This window comes from Rhizorhabdus argentea (genome assembly GCF_037861105.1).
Lineage (GTDB): Bacteria > Pseudomonadota > Alphaproteobacteria > Sphingomonadales > Sphingomonadaceae > Rhizorhabdus > Rhizorhabdus argentea.
This window is the reverse complement of record NZ_JBANFK010000007.1, coordinates 124,689-140,249: the sequence shown is the minus strand read 5'-3', so window position 1 is coordinate 140,249 and position 15,561 is coordinate 124,689. Positions and strand designations below refer to the sequence as shown.

Sequence of the window (15,561 nt, the reverse complement as noted above, 5' to 3'; positions counted from 1 at the left end):
GGTATAATTGCGAAGTGCGCCGGTCGCTTGATCATGGCATCACCGGGCGATGAGGATGATATCCCTGATATACGTCAGCCGCAGCTTGATTGCACGTGGTGCGCAGCAGGTGGAAATTGGCAGCATCGTCAACGGCTCGACGGCGCGCAACGGCCATTTGGCCGTGCGCGGTGCGCTGATCTACACCGAGCGACATTTCGGGCAATTGCTGGAGGGGCCGGACGTGGCGGTGGACGAACTGATGGCTAGCATCGCGCACGATCCGCGGCACGAATGCGTCACCGTCATCGAACGCAAGCCGATCGATGGCTATCGTTTCCCTGCCTGGGGCCTCGCCTATTGGGGTACTGCCAGCTACATGGACCACCGCATCGCGAGCGTGCTGAACAAGCAGGAGAGCGTCGCGATGGCCGAGAAGACCGCGGAACTGTACAAGCTGATGCGGATGCTGGCGCAGGAAAGCGCCAAACAGCAGGCGCCGATCGGCAGGCCTTCGTCAAGCTGAACCCAGGTCCTGCCGATCCGCTTGGTTCCACAGCTTACGGCCGTCCGACTGGATGGATTCATGATGGCGGTAGAGCCACCACAGCGCATCGGCCACCTCGCTGCGCAGCGGCGTCGTTGCATCGCCGAACATCACCGTATCGATATCGAGCGCGAGCGCGTACCTGCTCAGATCCACCCGAAGCGCGTCGTCCCGGATGATGCGCAGCGAGGCCGCCACATATTCTGCTTCGTTCCGTGCGACGAGCCATTCCGGCATGCCGAGGCGGCGCAGAAGCATGGCGTCGGTGCGGCCGTGCGGCTCCGGGCACTCCATCGCGACGACCGGAATGCCCTGGCGCAGCGAATCGATCACGCTGTGCAGTCCACCGAACGGGAAGGGACTCAGGTTCAGGTCACAGGATGAAATGATCTCGAGATAGCGGTCGTAGCGTAGTGTCGGATGGACGATCGCGCCGGGCAGGATCTGCTGAACGCTCCTGCGAAGGGCATCGAGCTCCAGTCCGCTCGCGTTGGGGAGAAGATGCAGTTCGAGCGGGCGTCCTGCCTCGGCGCGGATTCGTGCAATCACCGACAGGAACGCTGGATTGAGCTTCAGCGCATTGCTGGGAAGGACGATGCGGAGCGGTTGCGGCTTTTCGCGGATCTGGGGGGGGAGCGGTGCATAATGTGGCGCTCGCTCGAAGATCAGGCTGTCGTCGGGCAGGGTGATGACGGTTTCGCCGAACAGCGCCGGATCGGAGACATAGCCCTCCTCGAGCAGATAATAATCGATGGTGTCGCAGAAGGTCGACGCGGAGTGGCCGAGGCCGGTCAGCTGGATCGGCGCCAGCCGCAAATTTGCGAACAGCGGGCCCCAATGCCGCATGCCGACGCTGGGATAGAAGATAATGTCGGCCGCGGTTTCGGCGATCATCCGGGCGATGTCGCGAAGATAGGCGCTGTCCGTACCGCGCTCGAACGTCAGCACCCGATCGAACAGCGCCGCCACGGCATCGTCGACCTCGCGCTTCTCGGTCAGCAGCACAAGGTCGAAGCGGGTGCGGAGCTGGCGCAGGTACTGGCCGAAATAGCGATACTGGACATGGACGCTGTGCATGATCTCCGCAGCGAACAACAGCACCGGACGCATCCGGTCGGCCTGCCATGCCGGCAGCTCCGCGTCGTGGAAGCCAAGGTCCGCCGCCACGTCGCGCAATACGCCGTTGAAGTTCCGTTTTATCGCATGCTTTCCGGCAGTGCCGGCATAGCTGCAGACCATCCAGGCCGAACTGATCAGCACCAGATGATCCACGCCGGCCGGATACGCGCCCATCGGCAGCGACGCTGCAACCTCGAGCAGCCGGTTCCGGCGCTGCTGGCCCCGAACGGTCATCACCGGCTTGGTGGCGATCAGGCTCGCCAGCAGCTGGGTGGCGAGACGCGGCCCCGCCGCAGCCAGGATCTTCGGATCCCACTCGAACGGCGTTTCCAGCGAGAGCAGGACGAGCCGCTTCGCGATCTGCCCGACCGGGGCGCTGACCGGCGTATCGCCCAGCAGGCGGAGGATGACGTCCGGGCCGCCAAAGCCGGACAGCTCGAAAATCTGCCGCATCGTGCCGGCCACCACCATCAGGCGGTCAGCATCTTCGGCACTGAGTTCCACCTGCGGATCGGCGAAGACCGCGATGATCGCGGCGGCCAGACGGTGGATAAGGACGCCGTGGTTGATCGCCTTGTCGGGCTGGGCAGCATCCTCGACGAGGGTGCCAACCGTCATGTTGCGCAGCGCGCCGATCATCCGCGTCATGCGGTCTGGCGAGCGGCCATAGGCCGCCCTCTCGAAGCCGATCAGATCGCTCATTGGCCTGTTCGCCGCCCGCCCGTCATCGGGCGGTCTTTTCGCACATCGAGGTTCGGATCAATCGAAGATCTTGCCCCAGGCCCGCTTCGCGCGGCCTTTCCAGTGACCGCGATGATAAGCATCCGACGCGAGCAGCGGCACCACCGAACCAGCCTCGGCGAACACCATCTGCTCGATGCCGGTGTTGACCTTGCCCCAACTCGCCGCCTCCTGCAGCGTTGACGACGAGCAGGCGCCGTCGCGGACGTCGGCGACAGTGATCTGCACTGCATATTTGTGGACCTGGACGTCATCATGGCCGAGAATCTCGGCGCACACGACGGTGTCCTGGATGAAGTTCTTCGGCACGCCGCCGCCGATCATCAGCAGGCCGCTGGTCCCCGCCTTGATCTTGATGTCGGTGAGCTCGCGGAAGTCCGCGATCGCATCGAGCACCATATAGGGGCGGCCCGCCTTCATGCAGTCGACCTGATGTTTGACGAGACCGAAGCCCGCCGAGCTGTCGACGAACGCCGGGCAGAAGATCGGCACGTCATGCTCATAGGCGAGCTTGACGAGGCTGTTCTCCTTCTTGCCGTGCTCGACCAGATATTTCCCCATCTCGCGAATGAAGGCGCGGCTCGAATAGGGACGCGGCTCGAGCGAGTTGGCGATCTCGTAGATCGTGTGGTCGCAGTCCTGAAGCTGCTCCTCGTCGATATAGGTGTCGTAGATCCGATCGATCAGCAGCGAGCGCAGCGTATCGTCGTCGGGCACCTCGAGCGCCTGATAATGTTTGTGGCCGAGGCCCTCGAAGAAATCCATGTCGACGATCGATGCGCCAGTGGCGACAACCGCATCGACCATGCCCGAGCGAAGGAGCTCGGCATAGGCGTCCATGCAGCCGCCGGCCGAGGTCGACCCCGCGATCACCAGGAAGATGGTGCAGTCGGGATCGGCAAGCATCTGGTTGTAGATGCCGGTGGCGCGGGCGAGATCACGGCTGGTGAAGCTCATCTTGCCCATTGCGTCGATGATCGGGCGCGCGTCGAAGCTCTTGATGTCGATATGCTCGACCTGGGTCGAGAGCAGCTCGGCCTTGCGGGTGTCGTTGATGGCCACGTCGGTCATTGTCTTACCTCGTAAATATCAGTCGTCATCCCAGCGAAAGCTGGGATCTCCCTTGTTTCTGCCAAGGAAAAGAGATCCCAGCTTACGCTGGGATGACGGAGTAATGTGATCGTCAGCCCTTACAGCTTGATGACGTTCGACGGAACCGCCTCGCGGACCTCGTCGTCGGCTATGTAGAGGCTCGCCATCGGCTCGTCGTCCATGATCACCCGCTCGCCGGCGGTGAAGCCGTTGAAGCCGGTGCGCATCGCGCAGCCATAGGCACCGAGCATGCCGATCTCGATATAATCGCCGGCGCCGATGTCGGCAGGCAGCATGAACGGGCCGGCCATGCGATCCATGTCGTCGCAGGTCGGGCCGTAGAAGCTGAACGCCAGATCGCGCGCTCGCGAGGGCTGGTCGCGCAGCAGCTTCACCGGGAAGCGCCAGCCGATATGCGCCGCATCGAACAATGCGCCATAGGCGCCGTCGTTGATGTACAGCTCATTGTCGCGGCGGCGTTCGACCCGGACCAACAGGCTGGCATATTCCGCGGAAAGCGCACGGCCCGGCTCGCACCACAGTTCGGACGAATAGCTGACCGGCAGGCTTTCGAAGCTCTTGTGGATCGCGTCGAAATAGCCTTCGAGCTCGGGCGGCTCCATGCCGGGATAGACCGACGGGAACCCGCCGCCGACATCGATCACGTCGACCGTGACCGCCGCGAGCACGATCGCCGCGCGAACCTTCTCCATCGCCTGCACATAGGCCGACGGGCTCATCGCCTGGCTGCCGACATGGAAGCAGATGCCGAGCGCATCCGCCACCTGGCGTGTGCGGAACAGCAATTCCTTGGCTTCGGTCAGCTCGACGCCGAACTTCGACGCGAGGCTGAGCTTCGACATCTCCGAAGAGACGCGCAGCCGCACGCACAGCGTCAGATCGGTCGCACCCTTGGTGGCGCGGACGATCTTCTCGAGCTCCTCGATCGAATCGAGCGAGAAGGTGCGGACGCCATAGGTGAAATAGGCCTCCGCGATCGCTTCCTCGGCCTTCACCGGATGCATGAAGCAGAGCGTCGCTTCGGGCAGCAGCTCGGCAACGAGACGCACCTCGGCGATCGACGCGACGTCGTAATGCGTCACGCCATTATCCCACAGGATCTGGATCAGGTCGGGCGATGGATTCGCCTTGACCGCATACATCGAACGTCCCTGGAACTTCTCGACGAAGAACCGGGCAGCCCGCGCAGCGGCGTGGGGACGAAGGAGCGTAACCGGCTGAACCGGCTTCAGGGACGCAGCTAGCCCCAGCGCGCTATGATGCTTGTGCAACTCAAGGGACCTCCGGGTGTAACGTTGGCAAGAAAGCTGCCTTGCGGTGGAAGTCCCATGGGGCAGCGGAGGCGCGGATATATGGTGCGATAACAGCTATGTAAAGTTGCGATCTGCAGCCCATGGCGCCCAGCGGCCATATGGTCGATCAAGCCTATGAAAAATGGGATAAAATCATCAAAAGCTGTTGACGGGTTTCGTCGCTTTTCCGGTGCGAATCGGTCGCGCCGCGCTTGCGTTTGGCCGGGCGCTATGGCTTGGCTGCGCAATGACGCTTGAACCTGCCCCTGAAAGCCGTGTCTCGGTTGCCGCTGATGACGCCAGGCCGGTGTTCCGCGGCGCGCCGGCTACGGCCTTCCTCATGCTCTCCACGAGGGCGTAGGACGGCGCCATGGCAGGTCACCATCACGAGCATTCCGATCATACGCACGGCCATGCTCATGGCCACGGGCATTCGCACGCGCCCAAGGAGTTCGGCCGCGCCTTCGCGATAGGCGTGACCCTCAACCTGGGATTCGTGATCGTCGAGGGTGGGGCAGGCTGGCTGTCCGGATCGATCGCGCTGATCGCCGATGCCGGGCACAACCTGTCCGACGTCCTGGGGCTGCTGATGGCCTGGGCCGCCTATGCCCTGTCGAAACGGCCTGCGAGCGCACGCTACACCTATGGGCTGCGCGGATCGTCGATCCTCGCGGCGCTGTTCAATGCCATCCTCCTGCTGGTCGCTTGTGGCGCGATCGCACTCGGCGCGGTGCAGCGCCTGCTGCACCCGGCGCCGGTGGAGAGCGACACGATGATGGCGGTTGCCGCGGTCGGCATTGCCATCAACCTGGGCACCGCGCTGCTGTTCCTGCGCGGCGGCGAGCACGACCTTAATATCCGGGGGGCGTTTCTCCATATGGCCGCCGATGCCGCAGTGTCGGCGGGCGTGGTCGTGGCGGGGCTGATCGTCGCGGAGACCGGGATGTCCTGGATCGATCCTGCCATGAGCCTGGTCATTGTCGCGGTCATCGTCGCCGGCACCTGGGGACTGTTCCGCGACTCGCTGAGCATGTCGCTGCATGGCGTCCCCGGCGATATCGACACCGGCGAGGTGACCGCGCGACTGGCCAGCCTGCCCGGCGTCGGCGCCGTCCATCATGTCCATATCTGGCCGACCAGCACCACCGAAGTGGCGCTGACCGCGCATCTGCTGATGCCGGCGCCGGGCGAGGCGGGCGAGAACGACGCCTTCCTTGCCGAAACCGCGCAGCTGATGCGCGAAGAGTTCCGGATCGGCCACTCCACCTTCCAGATCGAGCATGGCGCCTGCGCCGACCAGAGGCGCGATTGTGCGCCCGCGCATCATCATTGAGGGCTGCATGACCCGTCCCGCCATCGTCCACCTGATCGCGGCCGCGCGCCCCAATTTCATGAAGGTCGCGCCGCTCTGGCATGCCCTGAAGGCAACCGACGATTTCGCGCCGGTGATCGTCCACACCGGCCAGCATTATGACGCGGCGATGTCCGACGACATCTTTGCCGACCTGGGCCTGCCGGTGCCGGACCATCATCTCGGCATCGGCTCGGGCAGCCATGCGGAACAGACCGGCAGGGTGATGATCGCCTATGAGGCGCTGGCGATCGCCGAGCGGCCCGACTGGCTGATCGTGGTCGGCGATGTCAACTCGACCGCGGCGGCATCCATGGCGGCGGGCAAGCTGCGCATCCCGATCGTCCACCTCGAAGCCGGCCTGCGCAGCCGCGACCGCGATATGCCCGAGGAGCTCAACCGACTGGTGACCGACGTGCTCGCCGACGTGCTGTGGACGCCGTCCCCAGACGCCGACGAGAACCTGATCGCCGAGGGCATCCCGCGTGAACGAATCACCCGCGTCGGCAATATCATGATGGACAGCTACGAGCTGGTCCGCCCCGCGATCCTGGCGGCGGATTATCCAGGCGAACTCGGCCACAAGCCCGGCGGCTATGGCGTCGTCACGCTGCACCGGCCGTCGAATGTCGACGTGCCCGAGCAGCTCGACCGGCTGGCCGACGCGCTGGTCGCGGTGCAGGCGCAGCTGCCGCTGATCTTCCCGGTCCACCCCCGCACCCGCCAGCGGCTCGGCGACGCCGGCATCGCGAGACTTGAGGGCGCCGGCATCACGCTGGTCGGCCCCGCCGCCTATGTCCGCTTCATGAGCCTGGTCGCAGGCGCGGCGGCGGTGATCACCGATTCAGGCGGAATCCAGGAGGAAACCACCTATCTCGGCATCCCCTGCCTGACGCTGCGCGAGAATACCGAGCGCCCCATCACGATCAGCGAGGGGACGGCCCAGCTGGTCAACGCCGGCAATCTGCTGGAGCGGCTGCTGGCGGCGCTGGCCGAGCCGAAGCAGAATCGCAAGCGGCCGGAATATTGGGATGGGGGCACGGCGGGAAGGTGCGTTGCGGATCTGCGGCGGCGGATGAGGGCGTAGGTGACGCGGCGGGGTGTTACTACCTGTGCCCGAGGATCGCGCCATATACAGGGGGTGGTTCCGAGATAGATCCCGCGGTGCTGGTAAAGGAGGTGGCCGGAGCTACAAAAGCCCCGCCCAGTTCCTGCGCCGCAGGTCCGAAGAAGCTTCCACCAATGCGACCGCGATACGCATAGTTTTCAGTTGTCGTCACGCCGGGGATCCCCGAAGCGTAGGATCTCGCCACCGAGAGGTCGACGGTGCCCGAGAAGCCGCTGCTCCCGCTCGCCAGTTTGCCAGAAGACTGAAAGGTGCCGGTATTTGTAGAAGCCCCTATTACCTGGTTGATCGTACCCGAAAAATCATAGGTTCCCGCGCCGAAGTTGACGCTGCCCGAACCGGAGCCTGTGTAGCTGCTGCTCAGCAGGTCCAACGCATAGGTCGCGCTGCCGGTGCGTGGCACGGCAGACGTTGGCGTGGGCATGCCGAACACCGCAAGATCATTGCGAACAGTCGCAAGTCCAATCGCCGGATCTCGCCGGTCCTGAACCATGGCAACAGCGGTGTAGGTGTAAGCGAATGACCCGCTACCGGCATGCGTTATCAAGTAATCCTCAGAAAAACATCCACTGAAGTAGCAGTCCTGCCTTTGATAGCGGACTTCTGTCGGATCAGGATTGCCATCGGCGAACACAGTAACCTGTCGATCAGCCGGCTGCGGATCGAATAGCTGCTGGCTCGCCTGACCCGAGGAATTGGTAAAGTTCAAAGCGTAGGTATTGGTTGCGGCATCATAGGATATGAAGTTCGTCATATCGTTCGGCGAGATGACGGCCTTGGCTTTGGAAGTGCCGTCGCCGGCGGCGCGGGTGAAATCGCCGCTCGCCCTGATCGTCGCGAAGCCGCCGCTCTGCAGGGTGTTCGAAAATGAGGCACTGGGCGAAATGGTGCTGGGCGTAACCAGTGCAGGAGTGGGGAGGCTATTCGATAAACTGTTCACGGTCCCGCCGCCTCCGCCGCTCCCGCCACATCCTGTCAACGCAAAAAGCATGCTAATGCCGGCCAAACGCCGTGTGGCTGACACAATCTTCCTCATTAAATTGTCTCCATGAGTCTTCATTAAAAGGATGTGCTGAGCCCTATCTCAGCGGACAGTCGACGATGCTGGTATATTTCCAGGCTAGAGAAATTCGCCTCGTAGCGAATGCGAAATACCGGTGACACGTTGGACAGGCGGATATTTCGCAGGGTTGTAGAGAGCGTCAGATTACACGCGTCATCGATCCGTCGGCGTGGAAACAGGATCAGCCTGTCGTCCGCCTCGAGATGCGAATAGGCTGCCACGGCGGAAACAGTCAGATGACCTATGTCTCGAAAGGCATAAGCAGAAATGCCTCCAACTGTGAGTGAGTAGGCTGCCAGTCTGGCCAGCCTTCTGAAGGCTCTCACTTGCGCGCCGGCACCCAATCGGGTGCTGATAGCCCGGTCAAATCCCACAGCGAGCGTATAGCTGCTCCCGCTTTCATCGCTGTTCAGTCGATTGGCAGTCCGTTCATAGCTGCCATCGACGCGTAACGCCGTCCGCGGGGACTGCGCATGCTGCCACGCGGCGGTCGTCACGACACTTGCAGTATAGGGTTTGACGCCAAACCAGCGCCATGACGGGCCGACCAGCACGGTCACACGATCATCGTGGAGCGAAAATTCCGGCCCAACGAGAGGCGATGCGGTGAAATCATCGAACCTGCTTGCGCGATAGGCCGTCCCGGCACCGGACAATTGCGCCAGAAACCTGACACGATCGGACAGGTTCAGCCTTACATAGGTCTGCCCGCGCAGATTCAATCCCAACCCGGCATGCTTTCGCGCATCTGGCGACAGCACCAGGTCGCCCAGCTGCGTACCCACCGTTGTTACCGACGTGCCGCGGTTGATGTTGGTATCGGGCATCAAAGTGGCTTCGATGCTGGCGCCGAAATGACGGCGTGCATCCAGCGCCTGCATGAAAAAACGAACGTCCCGCGCAACCTCCGGCGGTAGACCTGCCAGCTGAGCCGCACGCAATCCGGCTTCTGCCGACGCGATGTTGCCCAGAGCTGTCTGGATCTTTGCCAGTTCGATCCACACACGAGCAGCTTTGGGCTTCTCATCCAGGATCTGTCGCAGCAACGTGGCGGCGTCCCGCAGCCTATGTTCCTTCTGCGCCAACAACATCGCCAGGCGAAAGCGCGCTTCCGAGCGGGTTTCGATGTCGGGATTGCTGGCGAGCGCTCGCAGCAGCTTTTCGGCGAGAGCATGATTGCCTCGCTCACCAGCCTGCTCCGCGAGATCGAAAAGCTGCAAGGGTGTCAGCGCAAGGTGCGCGGTGCTCTTCCCGCTGCCTTTTAGGCTGTCGGCAGGAAGGGTAGCGGCCCGCAGTGCGTCAACCGAGAACGGCCGGATCGGCGAGCATAGCAGTATGATTACGGCCGAGAAAAACCGAAGAAACGCGCTGAAGGCGGTCTTGTCCGGTTGCACCAACTCCTTCGTATCCATCGCAGCGGGTTAATCACGGCCGCCAACCCACGGCAATATCTGTAATCCTTCGATTCCAGTTGTTTGATCCGATCTGGTGCGGGTTGTCGGATCGACCAAACCCGCGATTGCGAGTTGGATATGTTGAAGCAGGTTTGCGTCGATGAAACTCGCCAGCGCATTGACGAGGCATTATGCCAATAACGGCAAACGCCTCAGCGCTATCCTCGACACAAGGCCGTCAACGCTCCGCCCGTGTCAGGTCACCCTCGCTCCGCATCGCGCTGGCTGCGGCGCCGCCGCGTCAGCATCTTTCCTCCGGCCCCCAGGAGGAGGAGGGCGCCAAGGCCGATGCCGGCGATCGGCGCCGGAGTGCCGTGAGCGCTGCCACCACCACCGCCGCCGTTGCCACCACCACCACCGTTGCCGCCACCGCCGGCATTGCCGTTCGAGCCCGTGTTCCCGTTGTTCCCGTTGTTCGGGTTCCCATGACCGGCATTGCCGTTCGAGTTCGTGTTCCCGTTGTTGCCATTGTTGGGATTGCCGGCCGCGAAAGCGGGGAGCGACAGCGAGCACCAGCCCAGCGTTGCGGCAATCAAGGTCAAGCGCGTGATTTTGTGCATGGTGCTGATCCCAAGGAAGCGGTTAGATCATAACCCTACCCCCAAGCGATGGCGATTTCATCTGCACATAATGTGTAACTCCAAGTCTCCATCCGCAACGCGCCGTCTTGCGCTGGCAGGCATCATAGCGTCGGCCTAGAAAACTTGTTCGATATGCCATGATGTGGATGCCTGCTTTCACCATCAGATCATTTAAGGAACAATCCGTCCGCAAGTGCCCGACATTCTCTATCAGTCCTGCACGACTGCCCTCTCCCGTCCGTGTGCATAGGCCTGCGTCCCTCGCGTAATCACCATGTCGCCCGCCATGATCTCGCCCGGCTCGATGTCTTCCTGCCGCGCAATCTCTTCATAGACCGGCGCGAAATCGGTTTCGATCGTCTGGCGGAGCAGATCGTCGAAGCTGTCGATCACGAAGTAATTCTGCTGGTAGTCGTCGATGCGGTAGCGCGTGCGCATCACCCGCCTCAGGTCGAAGCCGAGCCGGTTGGGGGAGGGGTCATCGAGTGCGAAGATCGACTCGCCATAGGAGGAAACGATGCCCGCGCCGTAGAGCTTCAGGCCGCCATCGCCCGCGGCGCCGTCGCGGACAAGGCCGAACTCGACGGTGTACCAGTAGAGGCGCGCCAGCCGGTCGATCGCGCCCTGTTCGAGTGCGCGAAGGCCGCCGCGGCCATAGGCTTGCATGTAATCGGCGAACACCGGGTTGGCGAGCAGCGGGACGTGGCCGAACACATCATGGAATATGTCGGGTTCCTGGAGGTAATCGAGCTGTGCGGGCGTGCGGATGAAGCGGCCCGCCACGAAGCGGCGATTGGCGAGATGCTCGAAGAAGACGTCCTCCGGCACCAGTCCGGGGACAGCGACCACTTGCCAGCCGGTTGCCTTCATCAGCCGATCCGACAGCTCGGCGAAGTCGGGAATGCCGCGCTTCGACAGCCGCAGCATATCGAGGCCCTCGAGGAAGGCCGGCGCGACCCGGCCCGGCAGCATCGCCGACTGGCGCGCGAACAGCCGGTCCCACATTGCATGCTCGGCGGGCGTATAGCCGTCCCACGCCTGGGCTATGGTCCAGTCGGCCGCGGCACCTGGGGGCGGGGCAGGAGCTATGGTCTCGTTGGTTTTGAGCATAACAGCGATATAGCAACAGATGATACCATTTACACTGCCCGCTACGGGCACATTTTAGGGCTGACCGGCGCTGGCTTTGGCGGCTATGTGGATGCGTAAAGCAGCATCGCGGGAGCCCGGGGCCATGACCGTCATCATCAAGGAAGCCGATCTGATCGAGAGCGTCGCCGACGCGCTCCAATATATCAGCTATTATCATCCGATGGACTATATCAAGGCGCTGGGCGCGGCCTATGAGGTCGAGCAGGGCCCGGCAGCCAAGGATGCGATCGCGCAGATCCTGACCAACAGCCGGATGTGCGCCGAGGGCCACCGTCCGATCTGCCAGGATACCGGCATCGTCACCGTCTTCATCAAATGGGGCCAGCAGTGCATGCTGGATTCGGAGCGCAGCCTGCAGGAGGTCGTCGACGAGGGCGTCCGCCGTGCCTATCTCCATCCCGAGAACCGGCTGCGCGCCTCGATCCTCAAGGATCCCGCCTTCAGCCGCGTCAACACCAAGGACAATACGCCTTCGGTGCTCAACGTCGAAATGGTGCCCGGCCATCATGTCGAGGTCGCGGTCGCGGCCAAGGGTGGCGGTTCGGAGAACAAGTCCAAGTTCGCGATGCTCAACCCGTCCGAGTCGATCGTCGACTGGGTGATCGAGACGGTGCCGAAGATGGGCGCCGGCTGGTGCCCGCCGGGCATGCTGGGCATCGGCATCGGCGGCACCGCCGAAAAGGCTATGACGATGGCCAAGGAATCGCTGATGGGCGACATCGACATGGCCCAGCTGAAGGCGCGCGGGCCGCAGAACGATATCGAGAAGCTGCGGATCGAGATCTTCGACAAGGTTAACGCGCTCGGCATCGGCGCGCAGGGGCTCGGCGGCCTGTCGACCATCCTCGACGTGAAGATCCTCGACTATCCGACCCACGCCGCGTCGAAGCCGGTGGCGATGATCCCGAACTGCGCGGCGACCCGCCATGCGCATTTCCACCTCGACGGCTCGGGTCCGGCCTATCTCGATCCGCCCAATCTCGACGAATGGCCGAAGGTCGAATGGGCGCCGTCGAAGGAGTCTATCCGCGTGGACCTGAACACGCTGACCCCCGAGATCGTCGCGAGCTGGAAGCCGGGCGACCGGCTGCTGCTCAACGGCAAGATGCTCACCGGCCGCGACGCCGCGCACAAGCGCATCCAGGAGATGCTGGCGAACGGCGAGGAACTGCCGGTCGATTTCAAGGGCCGGGTGATCTACTATGTCGGCCCCGTCGATCCGGTGCGCGACGAGGTCGTCGGCCCCGCCGGCCCGACCACCGCGACCCGCATGGACAAGTTCACCGACATGATGCTCGAGCAGACCGGCCTCATCGCGATGGTCGGCAAGGCCGAGCGCGGCCCGGCCGCGATCGAGTCGATCAAGAAGCACAAGGCCGCCTATCTGATGGCGGTCGGCGGTGCGGCCTATCTGGTGGCGCGCGCGATCAAGGGCGCCAAGGTCGTCGGCTTCGCCGATCTCGGCATGGAGGCGATCTACGAGTTCGACGTGAAGGACATGCCGGTGACGGTCGCCGTCGACGCGACCGGCGAGAGCGTCCACCACACCGGCCCGCTGGTGTGGCGCGAGAAGATTGCGAGAGAGAAGCTGCTGGAGACGGCGTAGGGGACCGACTCTAACCCTCTCCCCTGTGGTGAGAGGGTTGGGTGAGGGAGGGGCGCGAGGCCGCGGGCCGAGAAGTTTCTCGTACACCGAATCTTAAATCCGTCATTCCAGCGAAAGCTGGAATCTCTCTGCCTTGCGCGCCGAATTGAAGAACAAGGGAGATCCCAGCTTTCGCTGGGATGACGAGGAAAAGGGACATGGGTAATGGCTTAGCTCCGCGTCGAGACTGAGATTCGTCACCCGCCCCTTTCCCCGTTCACGGTCAGCGAATAGTGGATGCGGACCCACGCGCCGATCAGCGGCTTGCCGTCGGCGCGTGGGGGGCGGACGCGGAATTGCCAGGCGGCCTGCCGGATGGCGCGAGCCATGCCGGATCCCATCGGCCCTTCGTCCAGTTCGCGGCAGTCCTCGACGCGATAATCCGCGATCGTCCGGCAGATGATCTCGCCCCAGCCTGATCGGGGCGTGCCCTTCGGAAGATAATAGGCCAGTTCGGCTTGCGTCGGCTCGCGATACCATTCGGCGTTGTAGAGCCGTGCGCCGCCCGGTCCCTCGCCATTGCCGCTGCTGTCGGCGGTGCCGGTGCCACCAGTGCCGCTCGCCCCCTGCGTGCGCGAGGGGATCTTGCCGATGTCGCTCGCGGAGAACACGTCGCTGCTGACGAGCATCATCCTGAGCGGTGCTGCAGCCGCCAGCGGCGGATCGGGGAGCTTCGGCGCGGTCACGGCTTCGACAGGCTTGGGCGTCGCCTTGTGCGCCGCGGCCTTCCGCTCGGCCTTGGGTTCGCGCAGCGCGAGCAGTGGAAAGCTCTTATACTCCGGCTCGGCCTTCCTGACCGCGAGCGGCGGCGCCATGAGGAAGGCGAGGAGAAAGCCGATCAGGTGGACCGCGATGGCGAGCGTCAGCCCGACAGCGCGGCGGGTGAGCAGATCGGGACGCTTGTCCGGCCAGGAAAGTTTGAATGCCGGACGCATATCGACGGGCCCTAATGGCCGCGGCGGCGTACCGCAACCCGATCGCGATCCTGCTAGGGAGTTGCGCTTTCCCGCCGCTGAACCGATCGGACAAGGATCAGCCGGCGGCCTTGCGCACGGGCCGGCCTCCGGGCCAGCGCGTCTCGGGCAGGAAGAAGGTGGTGACCAGCGCGATGGCCATGCAGGCCGCCACATACCAGAAGAAAGCAGCCTCGATCCCCGCCGCCTTGAACGACAGTGCGACCGATTCCGCGGTGCCGCCGAAGATCGCCTGGCTGACGGCATAGGGCAGGCCCACACCCAGCGCGCGGACGTGCGGCGGGAACAGCTCGGCCTTGACCACGGCGCTGGTGGCGCTCGATCCGGAGATGATCAGATAGGCGAGGCAGATCAGCAGGAAGGCGCTCAGCATGCTCTGCGCCGCGCCGATCGCGGTGAACAGCGGCACGGTGGCGACGACCCCGAGGATCCACGTCCAGTAGAGCAGGGGCTTGCGGCCGATCCTGTCGGACAGCGCGCCCAGCAGCGGCTGGATGACGATATAGAAGATGAGCGCCGCAGAGCAGATCAGCGACGCCTGATCCTTGGCGAAGCCCGCGCTCGCGACCAGATATTTCTGCATATAGGTGGTGAAAGCGTAGAAGCTGACATTGCTGCCGATCGACAGGCCGAACACCAGCGCGACCTGCTTCGGCTGCTCGCGGATGAGGGTGACGAGGCCGCCTTTGCGCTTCTGCGTGCCCTCTTCGAGGAAATCGGGGGTCTCATCGATCCCGCGGCGAAGCCAGAAGACGGTGACGGCCAGGATCGCGCCCGTCGCGAACGCGATCCGCCAGCCGAAGGATTCGAGCTGTGTTTCGGTCAGGAACACGAACTGCAGCAGCACCAGCAGCGCGAGCGCGAGCAATTGCCCGGCGATCAGCGTGACATATTGGAAACTCGACCAGAAGCCGCGTCTGTTGGGGGGCGCTATCTCGGTGAGATAGGTGGCTGCGGTGCCGAACTCGCCGCCCAGGCTGAGCCCCTGCGCCATCCGCGCAATCACCAGCAGCAGCGGCGCGGCGATGCCGATCGACGCATAGGTGGGGGTGCAGGCGATGATCAGCGACCCCGCGCACATCAGTGTGATGGACCACGTCAACGCTCTCTTGCGGCCGAAGTGATCGGCCAGCACGCCGAGCAGCCAGCCGCCAAGCGGCCGCATCAGGAAGCCGATCGCGAACACGACGCTGGTGCTCAGTAGCTGTGCGGTGGAATCACCCTTCGGAAAGAAGCTCTTCGCGAAATAGAGCGAGAAGGCGGAGTAGATGTACCAGTCGTACCACTCGACCAGATTGCCGAGCGATCCGCCGACGACCGAGCGGATGGCGTTGCGGGGGCGGGCGGGCGTCACCTTATTTCGTCATTCCAGCGAAAGCTGGAATCTCTCTGCCTCGCGCGCCGCATTGAAGAACAAGGGAGAT

13 protein-coding genes are annotated in these 15,561 nt (G+C 63.5%); 4 read left to right on the top strand and 9 right to left on the bottom strand.

Annotated elements, in window-relative coordinates:
- The first annotated feature begins 55 nt into the window (after positions 1-55).
- On the top strand, positions 56-505 hold the full coding sequence (locus AAC645_RS09015; RefSeq protein ID WP_340315395.1) for a BLUF domain-containing protein: 450 nt from the start codon (positions 56-58) through the stop codon (positions 503-505).
- Here AAC645_RS09015 and AAC645_RS09010 read toward each other — a convergent pair.
- From AAC645_RS09010 to AAC645_RS09000, 3 genes are all read right to left on the bottom strand, one after another.
- Positions 497-2,347: a hypothetical protein gene (locus AAC645_RS09010; RefSeq protein ID WP_340315393.1), complete on the bottom strand. Its 1,851-nt coding sequence runs from the start codon at positions 2,345-2,347 to the stop codon at positions 497-499. The genes AAC645_RS09015 and AAC645_RS09010 overlap by 9 nt on opposite strands.
- A gap of 57 nt (positions 2,348-2,404) precedes the next feature.
- Positions 2,405-3,457 (bottom strand): 1,9-bis(guanidino)-5-aza-nonane synthase, encoded by a 1,053-nt coding sequence (locus tag AAC645_RS09005; protein WP_340315391.1) that lies wholly within the window; start codon positions 3,455-3,457, stop codon positions 2,405-2,407.
- Positions 3,458-3,576: 119 nt separating this feature from the next.
- Positions 3,577-4,770, bottom strand: coding sequence for a type III PLP-dependent enzyme (locus tag AAC645_RS09000; protein WP_340315390.1), 1,194 nt, complete (start codon positions 4,768-4,770; stop codon positions 3,577-3,579).
- 391 nt (positions 4,771-5,161) lie between these two features.
- Between AAC645_RS09000 and AAC645_RS08995 the strand changes: the two genes are divergently transcribed.
- A complete protein-coding gene (locus AAC645_RS08995; protein WP_340315388.1) occupies positions 5,162-6,124 on the top strand; it encodes a cation diffusion facilitator family transporter in 963 nt (320 codons plus the stop codon).
- 7 nt (positions 6,125-6,131) lie between these two features.
- Positions 6,132-7,229: a non-hydrolyzing UDP-N-acetylglucosamine 2-epimerase gene (gene wecB / locus AAC645_RS08990; RefSeq protein WP_340315386.1), complete on the top strand. Its 1,098-nt coding sequence runs from the start codon at positions 6,132-6,134 to the stop codon at positions 7,227-7,229.
- 19 nt (positions 7,230-7,248) lie between these two features.
- On the opposite strand, the gene AAC645_RS08985 is transcribed toward wecB, so the two are convergent.
- From AAC645_RS08985 to phhA, 4 genes are all read right to left on the bottom strand, one after another.
- Positions 7,249-8,208: a HupA family protein gene (locus AAC645_RS08985; protein ID WP_340315384.1), complete on the bottom strand. Its 960-nt coding sequence runs from the start codon at positions 8,206-8,208 to the stop codon at positions 7,249-7,251.
- A 119-nt stretch (positions 8,209-8,327) separates the two neighbouring features.
- Positions 8,328-9,743, bottom strand: a complete 1,416-nt coding sequence (locus AAC645_RS08980) for a surface lipoprotein assembly modifier (protein ID WP_340315382.1) — start codon at positions 9,741-9,743, stop codon at positions 8,328-8,330.
- A gap of 242 nt (positions 9,744-9,985) precedes the next feature.
- A complete protein-coding gene (locus tag AAC645_RS08975; protein ID WP_340315380.1) occupies positions 9,986-10,345 on the bottom strand; it encodes a hypothetical protein in 360 nt (119 codons plus the stop codon).
- A gap of 231 nt (positions 10,346-10,576) precedes the next feature.
- Positions 10,577-11,476 (bottom strand): phenylalanine 4-monooxygenase, encoded by a 900-nt coding sequence (gene phhA, locus AAC645_RS08970; protein WP_340315378.1) that lies wholly within the window; start codon positions 11,474-11,476, stop codon positions 10,577-10,579.
- A 124-nt stretch (positions 11,477-11,600) separates the two neighbouring features.
- Here phhA and AAC645_RS08965 point away from each other — a divergent pair, with 124 nt between their 5' ends.
- Positions 11,601-13,124 (top strand): fumarate hydratase, encoded by a 1,524-nt coding sequence (locus tag AAC645_RS08965; RefSeq protein WP_340315377.1) that lies wholly within the window; start codon positions 11,601-11,603, stop codon positions 13,122-13,124.
- A gap of 236 nt (positions 13,125-13,360) precedes the next feature.
- Here the strand turns inward: AAC645_RS08965 and AAC645_RS08960 are convergent, their stop codons facing one another.
- Complete coding sequence (locus AAC645_RS08960) at positions 13,361-14,098, bottom strand: hypothetical protein (protein WP_340315375.1); 738 nt, start codon at positions 14,096-14,098, stop codon at positions 13,361-13,363.
- A 97-nt stretch (positions 14,099-14,195) separates the two neighbouring features.
- Complete coding sequence (locus tag AAC645_RS08955; RefSeq protein WP_340315374.1) at positions 14,196-15,491, bottom strand: MFS transporter; 1,296 nt, start codon at positions 15,489-15,491, stop codon at positions 14,196-14,198.
- Between the last annotated feature and the right edge of the window lie 70 nt (positions 15,492-15,561).

Coding starts and splice junctions, on each gene's coding strand:
- AAC645_RS09015 (WP_340315395.1), top strand. CDS start 56: ATGATATCCCTGATATACGTCAGCCGCAGCTTGATTGCACGTGGTGCG.
- AAC645_RS09010 (WP_340315393.1), bottom strand. CDS start 2,347: ATGAGCGATCTGATCGGCTTCGAGAGGGCGGCCTATGGCCGCTCGCCA.
- AAC645_RS09005 (WP_340315391.1), bottom strand. CDS start 3,457: ATGACCGACGTGGCCATCAACGACACCCGCAAGGCCGAGCTGCTCTCG.
- AAC645_RS08995 (WP_340315388.1), top strand. CDS start 5,162: ATGGCAGGTCACCATCACGAGCATTCCGATCATACGCACGGCCATGCT.
- wecB (WP_340315386.1), top strand. CDS start 6,132: ATGACCCGTCCCGCCATCGTCCACCTGATCGCGGCCGCGCGCCCCAAT.
- AAC645_RS08980 (WP_340315382.1), bottom strand. CDS start 9,743: ATGGATACGAAGGAGTTGGTGCAACCGGACAAGACCGCCTTCAGCGCG.
- AAC645_RS08975 (WP_340315380.1), bottom strand. CDS start 10,345: ATGCACAAAATCACGCGCTTGACCTTGATTGCCGCAACGCTGGGCTGG.
- phhA (WP_340315378.1), bottom strand. CDS start 11,476: ATGCTCAAAACCAACGAGACCATAGCTCCTGCCCCGCCCCCAGGTGCC.
- AAC645_RS08965 (WP_340315377.1), top strand. CDS start 11,601: ATGACCGTCATCATCAAGGAAGCCGATCTGATCGAGAGCGTCGCCGAC.
- AAC645_RS08960 (WP_340315375.1), bottom strand. CDS start 14,098: ATGCGTCCGGCATTCAAACTTTCCTGGCCGGACAAGCGTCCCGATCTG.